Consider the following 18,564-nt stretch of genomic DNA (forward strand, 5'->3'; position numbering starts at 1 on the left):
AGGGAGAAAGAAATGAGAGCATTACTTTCAAAAAATCAAAACCGACAAATTGATATTGTCGACTATTTAGTTCAAGCAAACGGCTGGGTTCATATCGACGAACTCGCAAAAACTTTTAAAGTTTCTACCCGCGCCATCAAAATCGACCTCGCATTTTTACGCGATAAGATTGATGGTTTAGACATCCTCTTCTCGACGAACGGGGTGCGAATTGAATTACCACAAAACTTAAGTACCGAAGTGGTTTATCCTTATTATTATTCACATTCTATTTGCTACGAAATTCTGGAACAATTATTCTTACACGAAGAAACCACTGTTGCAGAAATGACACAAAAACTATTCATTACGACTTCAACATTGAATCGTTATATCCAAAAAATCAACAATAGCTTAAAGAAAAAATTCGATTTCCAAATCTCGAAGAAAAACATGAAATTTATTGGAAATGAACAGGACATTCGCTTCTTCTTCATTCAATACTTTGCTGAAAAGACACCTTTTTTCGAATGGCCATTCGACTTTGTAGACGAAGCTTCTCTAGAAAAAATTCTAGTAGACCTTTTCAAGTCTTCGAACTTCCCACAAAGCTTTGAAGGATTCCGTGTCTTCAAGATGATTTTCACGGTGAACTTCTTCCGCGCTTATCAAGGGCATTTCGTACAAAACTTCGAAAGCAAAGATAAATTCTACGATTACTACAATCAATTAGATGGTTTAGATAAAATCGTTGAGCAATTCGTGAAAGAAACTGGAATCATGGTAACGCCTGAAATTCTGGAACAATCCTTCTCGATTTTCTTACAACCGCACTTCTTCCTAACTGTTGAAGAATTCTCAGCCGCTCGTCAGGAAAAAGTTCGTGACCGCCTATCATTTGATACATTAGTGACGAATATCCAAAGTCTTGAAAAACGCTACGACTTGAAATGCGAAAACTATGATTTACTATTGTGGCACTTACATAACACGTCTCAACTAGAGCGTATCGAAGTGCACTCAGACTTCATCTTATTCGATAAGAAGAAACCATTGATGAACTTCTTCAAGTCGCTCTCGCCTGAATTCTACAACGATGTTGCAGCGCTTCTTGAGGAGTACCAACAAGAAATCAAGAACGTGAAGCGTCAACGAAACATTTCGCACTTGATTTATACGTTCTACACGCACTGGGAAGGTCTTGTTGCTCAGTTGCAAGCCAAACAAGAGAAAATCAAGGTGTTGATCTTAAACGACTTCGATGAGTACTATCCAAAATTCTTGGCATCGTATTTGGAACACAACGCGGCAAACCGCTTCGAGTATCATACGCATGACCAGCTTGAAATCTCCTTAGATATTTTAGAAAAATCTGATTATAAGATTATTTTGAGCAACTTTGCTCTTCCTGAAATCAAAGGGAAAACGGTGATCTGCTCGCATGATTTGAGTATGATTGATCTCGTAAACGAGTTGAATAAACAATAGAAAGATGCCCCTGCAATGCAGGGGCATCTTTCTGTTGCATAGCGCTTCTTAAAAAAAAAAACAAAACTTGCGTTTTTTCTTACAATCCCTTTTGAACTGTTGCGGTTCATTTTATAACTACTGCAATGGGGCAACGGATTGAGCCTATCGTCTCAATTCCTACCAAGCTTCAAACTGACTCTACGGGTTTCACCCTAGAGTCAGTAATTCACATTGGTTGTTATCCTCCATTGCTGTTGTTATAAAACCGCAACGTTCTTTGGGATTGTAAGAAAATGAGATTTTTTTGCAAAAAAGTGAAGTGCTAGAAAGCGCGCTGTTATGAGGTTTTGGTGAAAAACAGAGAAATTGGGTTGGTGCTAGAGATGAGTCATCATCCCTGAAAAACGCGATAAAGACGGCATTTTTGAAGAGACAAACGCTCCTGGCGTAACTTGCCCGAAATTCACTTATAAGTGAATTTTGGGCAACGAGGTCCCACCTAAAAAAAATTGCTTGGAGAATACTCTCCAAGCAATTTCTAATTCAATTATTTAACTTCTGTATAACCGATTGATTCTAATTTTTGAGTTGCTGTAGAAAAGTCCGCATACGTTGTTGAAATGACACGTGCGTCTTTAAGTTCCATCTTGCCCTCTTCATTCGTTATAAGATTTGTAAATCCAACCGCATACACGTTTTTGAATCCAAAGCTCGTTTCCACTTGAAGCGTCATTACTAAGTTCCCATTACCGCGAACAATCTCATCCCCATACGAATATGAATTATCAACATTATTCGCTAGACCACGATAATAAGTTTTATCAAATGTTACTTTATCATTTCCACTAAATTTCTTATTCACTTCTTCTTTTAGTTTTGCAATAATTTCGTCTTTGTTCTTAGCGTCATCAAGTTTTTCAGCAACTGTCTTCAATCCTTTAACAGGAAGTGTAAAGCTTCCGTCGCCTTCTAATACATAACCTCTGTCTTCTAATAAGTTAGCGAAATTACCGTCTAACACGATTTTGGCATCTTTTCCATTTTCTAATTTGCCATTGTTTTCAACTTTGAAACGTAAGAATGACAATTTAGAATCTGTCACATGAACTTCTGCACGGCCACCTTTGTTAAAGCCTTCCACTTCTAATGAAGTAATTTTCGCTAATTCTTCAGCCGTTAATTTTTTCGCTTCTTTTAAGCCGCTGACTTTCACTTTTGTTTCTTTTGGAAGATTAAAGTATTTTTCAGCATCTTTATCTGAAGCGAATGTGAAAGTAATTTCTTCGTCGTTTGATAATCCTTCTGTCTTGCTTGGTGTTACTTTCACTTTTGTTGCAGCTACACGAACTTCTGCTTCTGTTTTCGCATCTGCTTTAGGGTTTGCTACTAAGAACTCTTTTACTAACTCTTGAGTATCTACTTGATATACAAGTTCCCCTTTTGTATCTAACCCAGTAAAAGTGGTTTTGATAGATTCACCAGCGTCTACTTTTTTTACGCCACAAGCAGCAAGTAATACAGTTGCTACTAAACAGAATAATGTTAACAGTTTTTTTTTCATGATTCCCTCCTGAAAAGCTTTTCTATTTTTTGATTACTTTCACCATTATAAGTTCTATTACCGTATTTTTCAATACCATTTTAGAGTAACTTGCGCTTCTATTTCGTTCGTGCTAAGGTGAATCTAACGAACTTTTTACACATCGGAGGCTTTATGAATCAAAAAATCCCCGTATGGAAAACCATCCGCTTTACATTAAGCAATTTAACGCAAAACAGCTGGATGTATTTACGCAATTCCATTTTCTTACAATTTTTTATATCCGTGTTTGGATTCGGACTACTCACGCTTATTTTTCGCGGAATGCTCTTTATTACTGGGCAATCCAACTTGAACTTCGCCAATTTCAAGACAGTCCTGCTGAGTCCGGGATCCATCCCACTCCTGATTCTCTATTTATTGGCGTTCGCGTTTCTTATTTTCATGGAGTTCTCAATTCTCATCTTCATGATTTACGGAACAATTCGCGGCATTCATTTTTCATGGCGCAGTAGTATTCAAAATGCGTTCTCAGAACTGAAACAGCTGCTAAATGGCCACTTTATTACGTTCTGGCTGTACTTTTTAACGCTCTTACCCATCGTCAATATCGGTGAGCTGACGTTTATTTCTAAAAAGATTACCATTCCGGAATTTATCACGGGTGAAATCACTAAGACGAGTGCCGGTACTCTCTTCTACTTAGGACTGGTCGTCGTGTTGCTCTACCTTCACGCACGAAGCTCGCTTGCGATTCCGCTTCAGATTCTTACCGACCAGCCATTTACAAAAAATATCATCACGAGCTGGAAGCTGACGAAGAAAAACGTTTGGCGCCTGCTCCTGATTTCGGCAGTCGTCGAAGGGGTGCTAGCCATTCTTGTTATTTTCATCTCGATTGGTAGTGTCGCTCTCGTTGAATTTTTAGACCCGAACGGCTCGAATACGCTTCTGTTAAGTAGTGTTCTCGCCGTCGCAAAACTGCTTCAAGGATTCATCATCCTTTATACGAAGATTGCTACTTTTATTGTAATGACAAAAATCATTCACGATAACAAGTTGGCGTCGCTTGAAGTGTATCATCACCACGAGGAAATTAAGCATAAACGTAAAATCGTAACGGCCTTTGCCCTTCTCTTTGTAACAGGAAGCGGGGTTCTCACAACGCTCACCACTTACCGGACGGAATCGGCAAACGACCCTATCATCATCGGTCACCGTGGCTATGTTGAGGAGGCCGTTGAGAATTCAATTGAAGGCATTAAAGCGGCTAAAGAAGCTGGCGCCAATATGGTGGAGATGGATATTCTTCTGACGAAAGACAATCAATTCGTCGTTATGCACGACTATAACTTGAAGCGATTAGCCGGTCTGAATAAACGCGTTCAAGATATGACCTTAGACGAGGTTCGTGGTCTTCCGATTGAACAAGACGACTTTAAGAGCCATATTCCTACCTTTGAAGAGTTTTTCAAAGCGGCCAAAGAAATCGGCATGCCACTCGTCATCGAGCTTAAGCCACATGGCGGCGAACCTGCAAACTACGTAGATCTTTTCATCGCAAAATACAAAGAGCTCGCCATCGACAACTCAAACAAGGTCATGTCCCTTGATTTGAAAGTCATGGAAGAACTCGAAGCAAAAGCACCTGAAATCACGACTGGGTTCGTCATTCCCATCCAATTTGGCGGGTTTGGAGACGCGAAGGTGGATTTCTATGTGGTGGAAGATTTTTCTTACCAGGAACTGGCGGTACTGCATGCGCAGGAGACAGGACATGAGGTGTTTGTCTGGACCATTAATACGGATGAGGCCCTCGAGAAATACGTAGACAGCCCGGTAAACGGAATCATCACAGACAAAGTCGCGCTCGCCAAAGCCATTCAGGAGGAGCACAAAACCAACAACAGTTTAATGGACCGCTTCTTACGCACGTTGAATGTTACAATTGCTAAATAAAGTAAAAACACTACTAGCTCCTTCGGAGGCCTACATAGTAGTGAGAACAGCTGCACCGGATTGAGCCGAAGCCTCAATTCCTACCGAATTTCAAACGGACTCTAGAAAATGAATTTCCAGAGTCCGTAATTCTCTTCGGTTACACTCGCTATTCTCACTACTATAGTCTCCGAGGAGCTTTTGTGTTTTTATTAGAGCACATTCACACGGCGTAAAACCAGTCTATTAAACCTTGTTGGGTGGGTTCTGAATGGATTGGTGAGCGCGGTCTGTGTGAAGCGTATTTCTGGAGGGCGGGGAAAAGGAACGGAGGCAGAGAGTGCTTGGCACTTTCTCCTCCACCCTAGCCTTCCTCAGCGGAAAAACTTTGAAGTACTTGTCCGTATGAGGGATATAAAAAAGGATTTGTTCCAATAAAAAGATGAGCACGAGTAGAATAAGATAAGCGGAGGTCTTCCCAGACTCTATAGTAAAGGCTATAAGGATTTGCAGCCGAAATGAATTAGAGGGGCACTGCGGTTTATCCGCAATGCCCCTCTTTGAAGTTCGGCAGGAGTTGAGACTTTGGCTCAACCCGGTGCCCTTATAGCCTTTACTATGAAGATGTCTAGAAAAGTCCGAAGCTTATGACTGCTCCACCCTATTTCATCTTTTTATTGGAACAAAGTTCCTTTTAACCAATTTTTGTAACGCCACCCATGTATGGTACAAGTACTTCAGGGATTGTCACGCTACCGTCTTCATTCTGGTAGTTTTCAAGGATAGCTGCCACAGTACGTCCTACAGCCAACCCTGAACCATTTAATGTGTGCACCAATTCAATCTTTCCGCTGTCTTCACGACGGAAACGAATTTTCGCACGACGCGCTTGGAAGTCCACGCAGTTTGAGCAAGAACTGATTTCGCGGTAAGTATCTTGCGCTGGAATCCACACTTCAACGTCATATGTTTTAGCTGCTGAGAATCCCATATCCCCAGTACATAACACGATTGTACGGAATGGTAAGCCTAATCCGCGTAATACATCTTCCGCGTTGTCTGTCATTTTTTCTAATTCATCGAATGAATCTTCTGGTTTCGCGAATTTCACCATTTCTACTTTGTTAAATTGGTGAAGACGGATTAATCCACGAGTATCGCGGCCCGCGCTACCAGCTTCAGAACGAAATGATGGGCTAAGCGCTGTGAAGTAGATTGGTAATTGCGCTTCGTCTAAGATTTCGTTTGCGTAGTAGTTTGTAAGTGGAACTTCTGCTGTTGGGATTAATGTTAAGTTGCGTTCATCTGTTAATTGGAACACATCTTCTTTGAATTTAGGGAATTGACCTGTACCGAACATTGATTGTTCGTTCACCATGTAAGGTGTGATCATTTCTGTGTAGCCATGTTTTTCAACGTGTAAATCAAGCATGTAGTTGTAGATTGCACGTTCTAGGCGAGCTCCAAGGCCTTTGTAGTATAAGAAACGGCTTCCTGATACTTTAGCTCCGCGTTCGAAGTCTAAGATGCCTAATCCTTCACCAATTTCCCAGTGAGGTTTTGGCTCAAAATCGAATACGCGAGGAGTTCCTTCACGACGAATTTCTACGTTTTCTGTTTCGTCTGCCCCTACTGGCACGCCTTCTGCCGCTGTGTTTGGTAAGCGAGATGCGATGTATTCTACTTTTTCTTCCACTTCTGCTAAATGAGCGTCTGTTGCTTTGATGTCTTCGCCGACTTGTTTCATTTCAGCGATTTTCTCTGTTGCATCTTCCTTGTTGCGTTTTAGAAGAGAGATTTCTTCTGTTACCGTATTACGGTATTGTTTTAATTGTTCTGTTTTAGTGATGAGTGCGCGACGTTCTTCATCTAAGTCACGTAACTCTTCCACTGTTGCGCGGTCAACTCCACGGTTTCCTAGAGCTGTAGCCACTTCTTCAAAATTTTCACGAATGCGTTTGATATCTAGCATAGTTTTCCCTCCATTTTGTGTTTTCAGTATAAAAAAATACTCCGTCCCAGACAATTGTCTAAGGGACGAAGTAGAGTAATTTTCTTCGCGGTACCACCCGGTTTCAATGTTTCCATTGCGCTCATTTGTGGGATAACGGTTTTCTCCGGATAGCTTAATCAATGTTTTCGCTCTCGCACCGTATGTGGATTCGCTGGTCTCTCTTTACTAGTTTTCACCAACCACTAGCTCTCTACAAAAGGATCGCAGTTACTATTCATACTGTATCATTTGTCTAAAATTGTACACGTCTCTAGTGAAAAGTGCAAGCCTTTTAGCAAAAATTCCTAGTTCGAAGTTTCTGGTGAGAAGACACTTTGGATTTTACTCCAAATGCCCCCAAAGAAGTCTTGAACTTTTTGAACCATTTGGCCTATAAATCCTTTCGCTCCACGCATGCCTTCTGTCACGACGTTCGAATTTTCTACATCAAATGCGGCTAAGGCTTCCACCGTTCCGTGGTCTTTCCCGTCGACATAGCCAAGGTTTTCTCCTGGCATTTCAAAATTCAATGTCCCGACCGTTTGCCCTGCCGTCACAGGAGCTTTCACTTTGCCATCTTCAGTCTTCACGTCATCAGAAGGTGTGAATGAAATTTTGATCTGACTTAGTGCTGTTCCTTTTGGTACGGCCGCAATAAAGGTTTTCCCGTAATCCACGCCAAGCGTTTCTTCCGTTCCACCTTCTAATTGGATAGGTGCCAAGTTTTGCACTGATTTTCCAGGTGCGCCAACAAGAAGGCCTTCATATTTCTTGAACACTTCATCTAATAGATGTCTTGTTACTTTGAACCGATTAAGTGGTTCTTTAGACCCCATCGATACGACAATCACCGAGAAGCCGTTGCGTGTAGCAGTCGTTGTAATCGACGCACCGCTGGCATCACTCGTTCCTGTCTTCAACCCTGTTACTCCTTCATATTCGAAGAGCAGTCCTGGAAGCAGGTAGTTAAAGTTATCCATCTTCGTTGTTCCTGAACTATTTGGTCGGAATGTTTGTGTGGAAATCGATGATACTTTTAAAATCTCAGGGAAATCATTCACCAAGTTCTTCGCGATAATCGCCACCGAACGGGCTGACATGCTATTTTCATCTTCATCACCATAAGACGGATTCTTATCAGCGCCGCCATATTTATTCGGTAGACCCGTTACATTGATAATTGTCGCGTCTTTAATGCCCCACTCATCGAGTTTGGCTTTCATTCGTTCAATCCAATTGGCTTCAGAACCTCCGATATACTCGGCCACCGCTAATGTTGCGGCGTTGGCTGAATAGATGGAAATCGCGTCGAATAATTCTTTAATCGTGTATTTTTCACTTGGTAAGAGTGGCACGTTTGATAAGCTATAGTTCGCACTCAATTGGTGAACGCGGTCGCTTACTGGGATTTGTGTTTCCCAAGTTACTTCTCCATTTTTAATCGCTTCTAAAATTAAATATTGTGAAATCATTTTACTCATGGAAGCAATCCCGCGAACTTCATCTTGATTGTTTTGCATCAAAATTTTTCCGCTCGTTTGCTCGATTGCGATGTAGCTTTTCACATCTTCAATCGCAGCTGCTTCCTCTTTTGCTTTTGCGTTATCTTGCGCATAAATTGCTGGTGTCACCGTAGTTGCTCCTACAGCGAAAATGCTGAGTGCACAGACGATTTTCTTCACCCATGTACGAGGACTTTTCATTATGTATATCTCCTAATTTCTCTCAAATCTGCTTATTTATGTTACCGAAAAATAAGGCGAAAAACAATGGTAAACTGATTAATCTTTTATTACAAAATAGGAAGGATTTTTTAATCTCATATTCGGTTTTTGTTCGAGAATTTTTGCACATTCCCACCCCTATGCGCTTCGTCCTTTTTTGGTGTATTACAGCGTTGTAATATTCGAAAAAATCACCCTGACAGAATGAAACCAGCACCCTTCCTTTTTATCTTTTTCAAATTCATAAAAATTCCCATCTTTCGCAATAATTTTAATTGTAAGCGCTTGATATAATGATTTTACAACAATAAGGAGGGATGGAAATGAAAGTAGTCGTTGCGATCGATTCACTAAAAGGTAGCTTGTCTTCACTGGAAGCGGGTCAGGCCATCAAGGAAGGTGTTCAGGTCGTCTATCCTGAAGCCGATGTGGTTGTTCGGCCACTCGCAGACGGTGGTGAAGGAACGGTCGAAGCATTAGCCATCGGGATGGGAGGTGAAATCGTTCATGTGAGCGTCACTGGACCATTAGGAGAACCAGTAACTGCCAAATACGGAATCTTAAAAGCGGACGGGACGCGTCCAAAAACAGCAATCATCGAAATGTCTGCAGCCGCAGGGATTACGCTAGTTCCTGATGAAAAACGCAATCCAATGCATACTACAACATTCGGTGTCGGCGAATTAATTAAGGATGCCATCGATAATGGTTGTCGTCATTTTATCGTGGGAATCGGAGGAAGTGCCACAAACGATGGTGGTATTGGGATGCTACAAGCGCTCGGATATGATTTCCTAGATAAGAACGGTGCTCCTGTCGCATACGGAGGCGCGGGTCTTCAATCGATTGCGCGTATCCAGGCTGAAAATGTCTTGCCAGAATTAAAAGACTGCACTTTCCGCGTGGCATGTGACGTAACAAATCCGCTCTGTGGTCCAATGGGCTCGAGTGCCATTTACGGTCCACAAAAAGGAGCTACCCCAGAAATGGTGAAGGAACTCGACGAGGCGCTTCTCCACTACGCCGAATTATCGAAAGAAACCTTTGACCATGCCGACCGCCTCTACCCAGGTACGGGGGCAGCCGGAGGAATGGGATTTGCGTTTCTCACATATACAAATGCTGTTCTTGAGAGCGGCATTAAGATTGTCCTCGAAGAAACAGGACTCGAAGACGAAATGAAGGATGCCGACTTTGTCATCACCGGTGAAGGACGCTTAGATAGTCAAACAGCCCTTGGAAAAGCTCCAATCGGCGTTGCTCATCTTGCGAAAAAACACGATAAGAAAGTCCTCGCCTTTGCAGGATGCCTCACACCAGACGCTGGGGTATGTAACGAGAACGGCATCGATGCTTTCTTCCCAATTTTACGAAGAGTCATCACCGTTCAAGAAGCGATGGAAAAAGAAACTGCGCGCGAAAATATGATTCGCAGCGTGGAACAAGTATTTCGTTTAATCAAAGCAGTTCAATAGGAGGAAACTAAAATGACAGCACCAACCTTTTCAACATTAGGGGCCTTAGTCGGTCTCGTACTTGCTATTATTTTGATTGTTAAAAAAGTTCATCCAGCCTACAGTTTAATCTTCGGGGCTCTGATTGGGGGAATTATCGGAGGTGGCGGTCTTGCCGAAACGGTAAAAGCCATGGTTACTGGCGCTCAAAGCATGATGTCTCCAGTTCTTCGTATCATGACGAGTGGGATTTTAGCCGGAGCATTAATTAAGACAGGCTCGGCTGAAACGATTGCCGATACGATTGTAAAGAAACTTGGCCAAAAACGCGCAATTGCCGCGATTGCGATTGCCACAATGATTATTTGTGCTGTTGGGGTCTTCATCGATATCGCCGTGATCACAGTAGCTCCAATTGCCATCGCCATTGCGAAAAAAGCAAACCTTTCTAAAGCTGGTATTTTACTTGCGATGATTGGTGGTGGTAAAGCCGGAAATATCATTTCACCAAACCCAAATACGATTGCCGCATCCGAAGCGTTCGGAATCGACCTTACAGCGTTGATGGTGAAAAACTTAATTCCTGCCTTTATCGCATTATTCGTAGCGATTATTCTCGCTGGATTGCTTGCTAAAAAAGGCGGCGCTCATGAATTTGACGGTATTGACGAATCTGGAACAAGCGGCGTGTCTCTCTCTTTCTTCAAAGCCATGCTTGGACCAATCGTTGTAATCGCCCTTCTTGCCCTTCGCTCAATCGCTGGAATCAGCGTGGACCCATTAATCGCACTTCCTCTTGGTGGTTTAGTGACGATTGTTGTAACAGGTAATGCGAAAAACACAGTTGAATTCACTGAATTCGGTCTTAGCAAAGTGATTGGCGTATCAATTCTGTTAATCGGTACGGGTACCATCGCGGGAATTATCAAAGCTTCTGCATTGCAAGTCGATATGATTGCTCTTCTTGAAGCGATGAACATGCCAGCCTTCGTCTTAGCTCCTCTTTCTGGTATTTTAATGGGGGCTGCGACAGCTTCAACCACTGCCGGTTCAACGATTGCGTCTCAAACCTTCGCTGGTCCATTGACAGCAGCAGGCGTTCCAGCCGTATCTGCAGCAGCGATGATTCACGCAGGGGCCCTGGTTCGTCAAACCATTTTGCCGCCCAATCATGCACGGCTAATGACTCCGAATGCATAAACGGCATCACGACAAAGCTACGTTCTTGAACAGTGAACTCATCCCAGTCGGACAGCGCCTCTTTGGCAAGTTCAACTGCTAATGCATCTGAAGCAAACGCCTTAGCATCATCCCTAAACATATTTCTAGAAAATTGGTCTAGCACGATAATTTCTGCTAGACGGCCTTTTGCACTACTACGCCAGTCGGCAGTTTCCCCAGCAACAATCGCTTCGTAAGTCTCAAGAAAACGCGAGCGAATTTCGTTATCGAATTCCTCTGATTTCTTAAACCAATCGGCAGGCTCACATTCCACAAACCAGAAATCGAGAACCTCTTGTGGAGTTGCCATCATTATTCTACCGCTGCTTTCTTTGTCTTTTCGTCGAGTTGGTCGTTCATACGGCCGTATTTATACCCTTGAAGGTCAACCGTTACAAATAAGAACCCTAAGTCTTGCATCATCTTGTTAATTTCTTCGTGATTCTTCACGAGTTTTTCGATTTGGTCTGCGCCGACTTCGATACGCGCTAAGTCTTGATGTACGCGAACACGTACTGGTTCAAACCCACGTTGTATGAAGTATTCTTCCGCTTTGAAGACTGCTTCTACTTTTTCAGGAGTAATGCGTGTTCCGTAAGGGAAACGAGACGCTAAGCTGCATGAAGGAGTTTTGTTCCAGTTAGTAACGCCTGCACGTTTGGCTAACTCACGAATTTCTGATTTATATAAACCTGCTTCTTGTAAGAGACTACGTACGCCTTCTTCATTACGCGCCTTCACACCTGGGCGATAATCATTGATGTCATCCATAATTAACCCATCTGAAAGTACGGTAAACCCTTCGCTCTCTACATTCTTTTTGATCGTTTGATAGAGCATTTTCTTACTATAGTACCAGCTGTTTGGTGTATTTGAGGCGATATGTGGATCAGAGAGTTCTTCCATTTCAAGCCCTAGCACACGCGCACCCATTTCCGTTCCAAGGTCAATTGCTTCACTAAATTCACGGTCTGAGAACAACTCAGAGTTCACTACTGCTGCGATGACATTATCACGACCAAGCGTATCCACGGCGATTTTTAATAGGTAACTACTATCAATCCCTCCTGAATATGGGACAACAATTTTTCCAACTTCCTTCAGCAATTCGCGTAATCGTGCTTCTTTTTCATCCATTCTCGGTTCCTTCTTTCTTTATTAAAAGCTTTCGCGTCCTGTAAATTCTTCTAAATAAGCTTTGTCTAATACCACGAGTTTTTGGTTGTAGATTTTAACAACGCCTTCTTCTTTAAGGTCATGAATAATGCGGTTCACGCTATTACGAGTAGAGATTCCACAAAATCCTGCGATATCCTCATTCGTAACGTTGAAATCAATCAAGATGCCGCCTTCTGCTTCCACCCCAAATTGATTCACTAATTTATATAGGAAAGAACATACTGCTCCTTTTTTCCCGTTCATCGTCATATATTGCAACGATTCGATGGTTTCAGATAATTTATTACGGTAATATTCACGCACGTAATCTTGCAACTGTTGGTCGTTTTTCACGTATTCCCAAAACTTAATACGAGGGATACGGTAGAATGTTGCTTCATCGCTTTCGATACGGACGTTAAATGGTGCAGATGTGTAGTTTGACACCTCATCACGTACCAATGAAACAATATCGACCGGTGTCACATAATCTAAATTAAACTCACGGCCATCATTCATAATGATACTTGTCTTTACAACCCCATCGATTAACACATACGTATACGCTTGTTCTAACCCACGATAAGCAAGGTACATATGTTTTTTCTTCTTTATAATAGGGGTATTTTCTTTTTCTAAAAATTGAATTAAATATTCTTCGCTGTTCAAATTGAACACTCCTCTAACGCAAATTCCTATACACACTATTATCATCTTATCACAGAAAATAACGTTAACAAATGTTACTAACGTTTGAGACTTCTGGGTGCACTATTTTATGTATACTTATAATCGTATTAAAAATTTAAGGAGATGTTATCATGGTCGAAATTAAACTACCTTATGACAAAAAATCTATTACTGCTGTAATTCCTGACAAAAACTTTGCTGGATTACTTGAATCAAAAGCTGAAAACTATCACAACCCACTTTCTGAACAAGAAACAGTGGAAAAATCAATGGATAACCCAATTGGTAGCCAAACATTAGAAGAATTAGCAAAAGGTAAAAAAGATATCGTGTTAATCAGTTCTGACCATACACGTCCAGTTCCTTCACATATCATTACACCAATCATTTTACGTCGTATCCGTAGCGTAAACCCAGACGCTCGTATCCGTATTTTAGTTGCGACTGGTTTCCACCGTCCTTCAACTCGTGAAGAGTTAATTAACAAATACGGTCAAGAAATCGTGGACAACGAAGAAATCGTAATGCATATTTCTACAAACGACGAAGACATGGTTAAAATCGGTCAATTACCTTCAGGTGGTGACTGCATCATCAACCGTATCGCTGCTGAAGCAGACTTATTAATCGCTGAAGGATTTATCGAAAGCCACTTCTTCGCTGGATTCTCTGGTGGACGTAAATCAGTTCTTCCTGGGGTTGCTTCATATAAAACAATTATGGCTAACCACAGTGGTGATTTTATCGATTCAGACAAATCACGTACTGGTAACTTAGACCACAACCCAATCCACGAAGATATGTTATATGCAGCACGTACTGCAAACTTAGCCTTCATCGTAAACGTTGTATTAGACGGTGAAAAACATATCATCGGTTCATTTGCCGGAGACATGGTTGAAGCCCATAAAGTAGGTTGCGAATTCGTTCGTGAATTAGCTCATGTAACTAAGATCCCTTGCGACATCGCCGTTTCAACAAATGGTGGTTTCCCATTAGACCAAAACATCTACCAAGCGGTTAAAGGTATGACTGCTGCTGAAGCAACAAACAAAGAAGGCGGCGTGATTATCATGGTTGCTGGATGTCAAGATGGTCACGGTGGTGAAGGTTTCTACCGTAACTTAGCTGACGTTAAAGATCCTAAAGATTTCTTAGACCAAGCCATTAACACTCCAAGACTTGAAACAGTGCCAGACCAATGGACTTCACAAATCTTAGCGCGTATTCTAGTGCATCACCACGTAATCTTTGTATCTGACTTAGTTGAACCAAGTCTTATCACAAACATGCATATGGAATTAGCGAAAACATTTGACGAAGCTCTTGCACGTGCCTTCGAACTTCAAGGAGCAGACGCAAAAGTAACAGTTATCCGCGATGGATTATCTGTTATCGTTGAAGATAAATAATATGAAGCAAGAAGAAATTCTACAACAAGTGAAAGATGGACGCCTCTCGATTGAAGAAGCGTCCACCCTTTTGAAAGGGATTGAAGACATTGGTTACGCGGCCATTGATCTTTCTCGCCAAAAGCGCAATGGATTTCCAGAAATCATCTATGGTGAAGGAAAAAACATTGAGCAATTGATTGGCATCATCACTGCAATGAATGAGCATAAAACAGCCATTCTTGCGACACGCGTGAACGCTGAAAAAGGTGAAGCTCTAAAATCTGCTTTCCCTGAAGGCGTCTATGAACCACTCGGACGTACCTTCGTCCTTAACCCAATCGCACCAAAACATGAACACTACATCGCAGTCGTAACAGCGGGCACAAGCGACATTCCTGTTGCCGAAGAAGCGGCTGTCACTGCTGAGACATTCGGAAATCACGTCAAACGTATTTACGACGTCGGAGTTGCTGGTATTCACCGCCTCTTCAATCGTCTCGAAGACATCCAAGGCGCTAGCGTCGTGATTGTCATCGCCGGTATGGAAGGTGCGCTTGTCAGTGTCGTTGGCGGTTTAGTAGACGTTCCTGTGATTGCCGTTCCAACCAGCATCGGATACGGAACGAATCTTCAAGGGGTGACGACTTTACTCAGCATGCTGACTTCTTGCGCAAGCGGCGTTACTGTTGTGAACATCGATAACGGTTTTGGCGCAGCCTATTCAGCAAGCATGATTAACAACATTCGAGGAGGACTCGCATGAGCACATTATATTTAGAACCATTTTCTGGGCTGAGCGGTGATATGCTAAATGCTCTTCTACTCGATTTAGGAGCCGACCGCAAGCATCTTGAAGAAGCCCTTAAGACGATTTCGCTCGACGGTTATCATCTTCATGTAGACCGCATCGCGAAAAGTAGTATTTGGGGAACAGACTTCGATGTGCATATGGAACACGGTGAAAAAGACCATGGAATCGCTGGCGACTTTGATCATCACCATCACGACCACGAGCATGGCCATGAACATCACCACGAACACGAACATGAACATGAACATACACATGCTCATTCACATACGCACGAAGAACACACACATGCACACACTCACTCTCATGAGCACACGCATGAACATTCACACGAACATGACCACGATCATCATCATGAGCATGAACATACTCACGACGGTCATTCTCATGAACATACACATAGTCATCATCACCATCACGGAGAAGTTCGTGGGTTGAAGGAAATCGAAACGATCATTCTTTCAAGTGGTGTTAGTGACTTTGTAAAAGAAAAAAGTTTGGAAGTATTCCGTGACATTGCACAAGCGGAAGCAAACGTACACCAAATGCCTGTGGAAGAAATTCACTTCCACGAGGTTGGCGCAACTGACTCTATCATCGACATCATGAGCTTCTTCATTTTGTGGGAAACACTCGACATCGATACGGTTTACAGCACTGCTGTCACAGAAGGTAGCGGAACAATTACCGTTGCACACGGAGTCATGCCTGTACCAGTACCTGCTGTAATGCAATTAAGACTTGGAACTGCCATTCCATTCTCACAAGACTTTGATATTCATACAGAGCTTGTGACACCAACTGGCCTTGCTCTCTTTAAGGCCATTCGCCCAGTATTTGCACAACCTTCAAACCTAACTGCTACTAAAGTCGGTTATGGTTTTGGGAAACGCGACACAGGTAAATTCAACGCGTTACGCGGAACACTCTTAGAGAAAAGTTCACTTTCTCATCAAGTCGTGACTTCCAATAACGATGAAATCATTCAAATCGATACAACCATCGATGACCAAAGCGGTGAAGAGCTTGGCTACATCATGAGCCTTTTATTAGAAGAAGGCGCGCTTGATGTGCACTACACTCCCGTTTACACAAAGAAAAACCGTCCGGCAACACATCTCACACTTCTCATTCAAGAAGGAGACCTCGAACGGTTTACAGCCATTTTATTCGAACAAACATCAACGATTGGCTTTCGTTATCAAAACGTCCAACGTAAAGTCATGAATCGCACTTTCGAGACGCAACAAACGAGCCTCGGAGAAGTGAAAGTAAAGAAAAACCAATACGGTACTTATACAAAATCAACTTTAGAATATGAAGACTGCGCCCGAATCGCCCACGAAACTGGATTATCGATTCAAGCCGTCTATCAACAATTAACAAAAGAATTACATTAAGGAGAATCAACCAATGGATCAAACATTTATGCATTTATTATTATCAGAATTTATGGGAACAGCCCTCATGATTATCTTCGGGGTCGGCGTACACTGTGATGACGTCTTGAAGAAAACTAAATACGCTGGAACAGGTCACTTATTCGCCATCACAACATGGGCATTCGGTATCACTGTTACTTTATTCATCTTCGGTGGTGTAAGTATCAACCCTGCTATGGCGCTTGCTAAAGTAGTTTTAGGAGTACTTCCTGCAGAACAATTCATCCCTGTTGCTATCGCTGAATTCTTAGGCGCATTCGCTGGTGCGGTGATCGTATGGTTTATGTACGCAGACCACTTCACAGCTTCTGAAGGTCAAGTAGACGGAATCGCCATCCGTAACATCTTCTCAACAAACCCTAACTTACGTAACTTACCACGTAACTACTTCGTCGAAGCATTTGCAACTTTCATTTTCTTAACAGCTATCTTAGCAACTGAAAATGTAAACAAAGAATTATTACCAATCGTGGTTGGTTTAATCGTATGGGCTGTCGGTATGGGTCTTGGAGGTACAACTGGATTCGCGATGAACCAAGCTCGTGACTTAGGACCTCGTCTTGCTTACCAATTATTACCAATCAAAAACAAAGTCAATAACGACTGGCAATATGGATTATTAGTACCTGGTACAGCTCCATTCATCGGAGCTGTATGTGCTGCATTCTTCGTTCGTTACTACTTAGGTTACTTTATGTAAAACTATATCTGTATAAAAACAGACAAGGTACAAGAGAAATTCTCTTGTACCTTTTTCTTTTTATCCTTAGAAGCAAAAACAGCCGACTATTTCTAGTCAGCTGTGTCGTTTTTACTGGCATCAATAATTTTCTTACGGTAATCCTTGTTCCGTCTCAGCGTAAAATAGTCTGGAACCGGATCTTGGCCACCGCGAATAAATGGATGGCATCGGCAAATGCGTCCGCACCCCATCAATACGCCTTTTAGCGCGCCATGCTTTTCAACTGCCTGAATCATATAGCTCGAGCAGGTTGGTCTATAGATACACGAAGGCGGGAATAAGGGAGAGATCCACTTTTGATATCCACGCACGAGTGCAATCATGATTTTTTTCATCTCTATACTGCTTTCTTAATTAAATAATCTGAAGAAGGCTTGCGTTCCTTCTGCTGCAATCACTGTATAAACGTATAATGTGACTGGTTTTGCGATTAAACAAATGGCCACGAATTTCTTAAAGGTCATATGACTGAGCCCTGCCACCATACATAGGAAATCATCTGGGAATCCAGGAAGAACCAGTGCGCCAAAGAAGAAGCGCTCGAAGTGTTTTCCTTTGTCCAAATAACCGATGTATTTATTGTACGTATCATCATCCACGAACGCTTTCGCCAACGTCTCACCATAGCGACGAGCTAACCAGAAGTTGATACAAGAACCAATCATGATTCCCACAAAATTATAAATCCAGCCATGAAGAGGCCCGAATACGATATGCCCGATGACACAAGTTAAGCCTCCCGGAATAATCGGGTAAACCACTTGGGTAATTTGAATCAGGATAAAAATCAAAATTCCTACCCAACCTGAGTGGGCGATGCTTTCACGGAACGGTCCGTCTAGCGCGAAATAATCATTCTTGGCCACGAGCCATCCTAAAATAATCGTTAAAATAATCCCGATAATCGTTACGATACGAATGATTTTACGATTGAGTTCTATTGCTTTTTGAGTTTCCACAGTTTACTCCTTTTATTCTTGTTACATGCATTATAACAGAGATTGCTAAAAG

General features: G+C 42.2%; 14 protein-coding genes, 2 pseudogenes and 1 other annotated feature. Of the genes and pseudogenes, 8 read left to right on the forward strand and 8 right to left on the reverse strand.

Annotated features, from left to right (window positions below; all coding sequences use genetic code 11):
* Positions 1-12 precede the first annotated feature (12 nt).
* Positions 13-1,467, forward strand: a complete 1,455-nt coding sequence (locus tag ADH02_RS02865) for a M protein trans-acting positive regulator PRD domain-containing protein (protein WP_048782449.1) — start codon at positions 13-15, stop codon at positions 1,465-1,467.
* A gap of 529 nt (positions 1,468-1,996) precedes the next feature.
* On the opposite strand, the gene ADH02_RS02870 is transcribed toward ADH02_RS02865, so the two are convergent.
* Complete coding sequence (locus tag ADH02_RS02870; RefSeq protein ID WP_048782450.1) at positions 1,997-3,010, reverse strand: lipoprotein; 1,014 nt, start codon at positions 3,008-3,010, stop codon at positions 1,997-1,999.
* Between the two features lie 153 nt (positions 3,011-3,163).
* Here ADH02_RS02870 and ADH02_RS02875 point away from each other — a divergent pair, with 153 nt between their 5' ends.
* Positions 3,164-4,948 (forward strand): glycerophosphoryl diester phosphodiesterase membrane domain-containing protein, encoded by a 1,785-nt coding sequence (locus ADH02_RS02875; RefSeq protein WP_048782452.1) that lies wholly within the window; start codon positions 3,164-3,166, stop codon positions 4,946-4,948.
* A gap of 673 nt (positions 4,949-5,621) precedes the next feature.
* Here the strand turns inward: ADH02_RS02875 and serS are convergent.
* Both serS and ADH02_RS02885 read right to left on the reverse strand, forming a co-directional pair.
* Positions 5,622-6,899, reverse strand: coding sequence for a serine--tRNA ligase (gene serS, locus ADH02_RS02880; protein WP_048782454.1), 1,278 nt, complete (start codon positions 6,897-6,899; stop codon positions 5,622-5,624).
* Between the two features lie 58 nt (positions 6,900-6,957).
* Positions 6,958-7,170: a binding site (T-box leader), on the reverse strand.
* A 55-nt stretch (positions 7,171-7,225) separates the two neighbouring features.
* Positions 7,226-8,623 (reverse strand): serine hydrolase, encoded by a 1,398-nt coding sequence (locus tag ADH02_RS02885; protein WP_048782456.1) that lies wholly within the window; start codon positions 8,621-8,623, stop codon positions 7,226-7,228.
* 344 nt (positions 8,624-8,967) lie between these two features.
* On the opposite strand from ADH02_RS02885, the gene ADH02_RS02890 reads away from it, so the two are divergent.
* Together ADH02_RS02890 and ADH02_RS02895 are read left to right on the forward strand one after the other, a co-directional pair.
* Entirely contained in the window at positions 8,968-10,119 is a 1,152-nt protein-coding gene (locus ADH02_RS02890) for a glycerate kinase (protein ID WP_048782458.1), read from the forward strand.
* A gap of 12 nt (positions 10,120-10,131) precedes the next feature.
* Positions 10,132-11,256: pseudogene (locus ADH02_RS02895) on the forward strand (GntP family permease); the annotation flags it as partial.
* A gap of 40 nt (positions 11,257-11,296) precedes the next feature.
* On the opposite strand, the pseudogene ADH02_RS09330 reads toward ADH02_RS02895, so the two are convergent.
* The 3 genes and pseudogenes from ADH02_RS09330 to ADH02_RS02905 form a co-directional block, all read right to left on the reverse strand.
* A pseudogene (locus ADH02_RS09330) lies at positions 11,297-11,632 on the reverse strand (DUF924 family protein); the annotation flags it as partial.
* Positions 11,632-12,456 carry an ATP-dependent sacrificial sulfur transferase LarE gene (larE, locus tag ADH02_RS02900; protein ID WP_048782460.1) on the reverse strand — a complete coding sequence of 275 codons (825 nt, stop codon included), beginning with the start codon at positions 12,454-12,456 and terminating at the stop codon, positions 11,632-11,634. The gene larE and the pseudogene ADH02_RS09330, both read right to left, overlap by 1 nt.
* A 21-nt stretch (positions 12,457-12,477) precedes the next feature.
* Positions 12,478-13,191 (reverse strand): Crp/Fnr family transcriptional regulator, encoded by a 714-nt coding sequence (locus ADH02_RS02905; RefSeq protein WP_048782461.1) that lies wholly within the window; start codon positions 13,189-13,191, stop codon positions 12,478-12,480.
* Positions 13,192-13,298: 107 nt separating this feature from the next.
* Between ADH02_RS02905 and larA the strand changes: the two genes are divergently transcribed.
* Genes larA through larD form a run of 4 tightly spaced genes read left to right on the forward strand, consistent with a single transcriptional unit; the run spans position 13,299 to position 17,511 of the window.
* Positions 13,299-14,579 (forward strand): nickel-dependent lactate racemase, encoded by a 1,281-nt coding sequence (larA, locus tag ADH02_RS02910; RefSeq protein ID WP_048782463.1) that lies wholly within the window; start codon positions 13,299-13,301, stop codon positions 14,577-14,579.
* A 1-nt stretch (position 14,580) separates the two neighbouring features.
* Positions 14,581-15,324 carry a nickel pincer cofactor biosynthesis protein LarB gene (larB, locus tag ADH02_RS02915; protein ID WP_048782465.1) on the forward strand — a complete coding sequence of 248 codons (744 nt, stop codon included), beginning with the start codon at positions 14,581-14,583 and terminating at the stop codon, positions 15,322-15,324.
* Complete coding sequence (larC, locus tag ADH02_RS02920) at positions 15,321-16,769, forward strand: nickel pincer cofactor biosynthesis protein LarC (protein ID WP_048782467.1); 1,449 nt, start codon at positions 15,321-15,323, stop codon at positions 16,767-16,769. The genes larB and larC overlap by 4 nt, the downstream gene beginning before the upstream one ends.
* 13 nt (positions 16,770-16,782) lie before the next feature.
* Positions 16,783-17,511 (forward strand): D/L-lactic acid transporter LarD, encoded by a 729-nt coding sequence (gene larD / locus ADH02_RS02925; protein ID WP_239681722.1) that lies wholly within the window; start codon positions 16,783-16,785, stop codon positions 17,509-17,511.
* Positions 17,512-17,603: 92 nt separating this feature from the next.
* Here the strand turns inward: larD and yidD are convergent, their stop codons facing one another.
* The gene (yidD, locus tag ADH02_RS09335; protein ID WP_082161667.1) at positions 17,604-17,888 is read right to left on the reverse strand and encodes a membrane protein insertion efficiency factor YidD; all 285 of its coding nucleotides are present in this window, start codon (positions 17,886-17,888) and stop codon (positions 17,604-17,606) included.
* A gap of 15 nt (positions 17,889-17,903) precedes the next feature.
* The gene (locus ADH02_RS02930; RefSeq protein ID WP_048782470.1) at positions 17,904-18,512 is read right to left on the reverse strand and encodes a TVP38/TMEM64 family protein; all 609 of its coding nucleotides are present in this window, start codon (positions 18,510-18,512) and stop codon (positions 17,904-17,906) included.
* Positions 18,513-18,564: the final 52 nt, after the last annotated feature.

The organism is Streptococcus sp. 263_SSPC, assembly GCF_001071995.1.
In the GTDB taxonomy this organism is placed as follows: Bacteria; Bacillota; Bacilli; order Lactobacillales; family Aerococcaceae; genus Granulicatella.

Excerpts from the sequence above, each read along its gene's own strand:
- ADH02_RS02865 (WP_048782449.1), top strand. The coding sequence starts at position 13 with ATGAGAGCATTACTTTCAAAAAATCAAAACCGACAAATTGATATTGTC.
- ADH02_RS02870 (WP_048782450.1), bottom strand. The coding sequence starts at position 3,010 with ATGAAAAAAAAACTGTTAACATTATTCTGTTTAGTAGCAACTGTATTA.
- ADH02_RS02875 (WP_048782452.1), top strand. The coding sequence starts at position 3,164 with ATGAATCAAAAAATCCCCGTATGGAAAACCATCCGCTTTACATTAAGC.
- serS (WP_048782454.1), bottom strand. The coding sequence starts at position 6,899 with ATGCTAGATATCAAACGCATTCGTGAAAATTTTGAAGAAGTGGCTACA.
- ADH02_RS02885 (WP_048782456.1), bottom strand. The coding sequence starts at position 8,623 with ATGAAAAGTCCTCGTACATGGGTGAAGAAAATCGTCTGTGCACTCAGC.
- ADH02_RS02890 (WP_048782458.1), top strand. The coding sequence starts at position 8,968 with ATGAAAGTAGTCGTTGCGATCGATTCACTAAAAGGTAGCTTGTCTTCA.
- larE (WP_048782460.1), bottom strand. The coding sequence starts at position 12,456 with ATGGATGAAAAAGAAGCACGATTACGCGAATTGCTGAAGGAAGTTGGA.
- ADH02_RS02905 (WP_048782461.1), bottom strand. The coding sequence starts at position 13,191 with ATGATAATAGTGTGTATAGGAATTTGCGTTAGAGGAGTGTTCAATTTG.
- larA (WP_048782463.1), top strand. The coding sequence starts at position 13,299 with ATGGTCGAAATTAAACTACCTTATGACAAAAAATCTATTACTGCTGTA.
- larB (WP_048782465.1), top strand. The coding sequence starts at position 14,581 with ATGAAGCAAGAAGAAATTCTACAACAAGTGAAAGATGGACGCCTCTCG.
- larC (WP_048782467.1), top strand. The coding sequence starts at position 15,321 with ATGAGCACATTATATTTAGAACCATTTTCTGGGCTGAGCGGTGATATG.
- larD (WP_239681722.1), top strand. The coding sequence starts at position 16,783 with ATGGATCAAACATTTATGCATTTATTATTATCAGAATTTATGGGAACA.
- yidD (WP_082161667.1), bottom strand. The coding sequence starts at position 17,888 with ATGAAAAAAATCATGATTGCACTCGTGCGTGGATATCAAAAGTGGATC.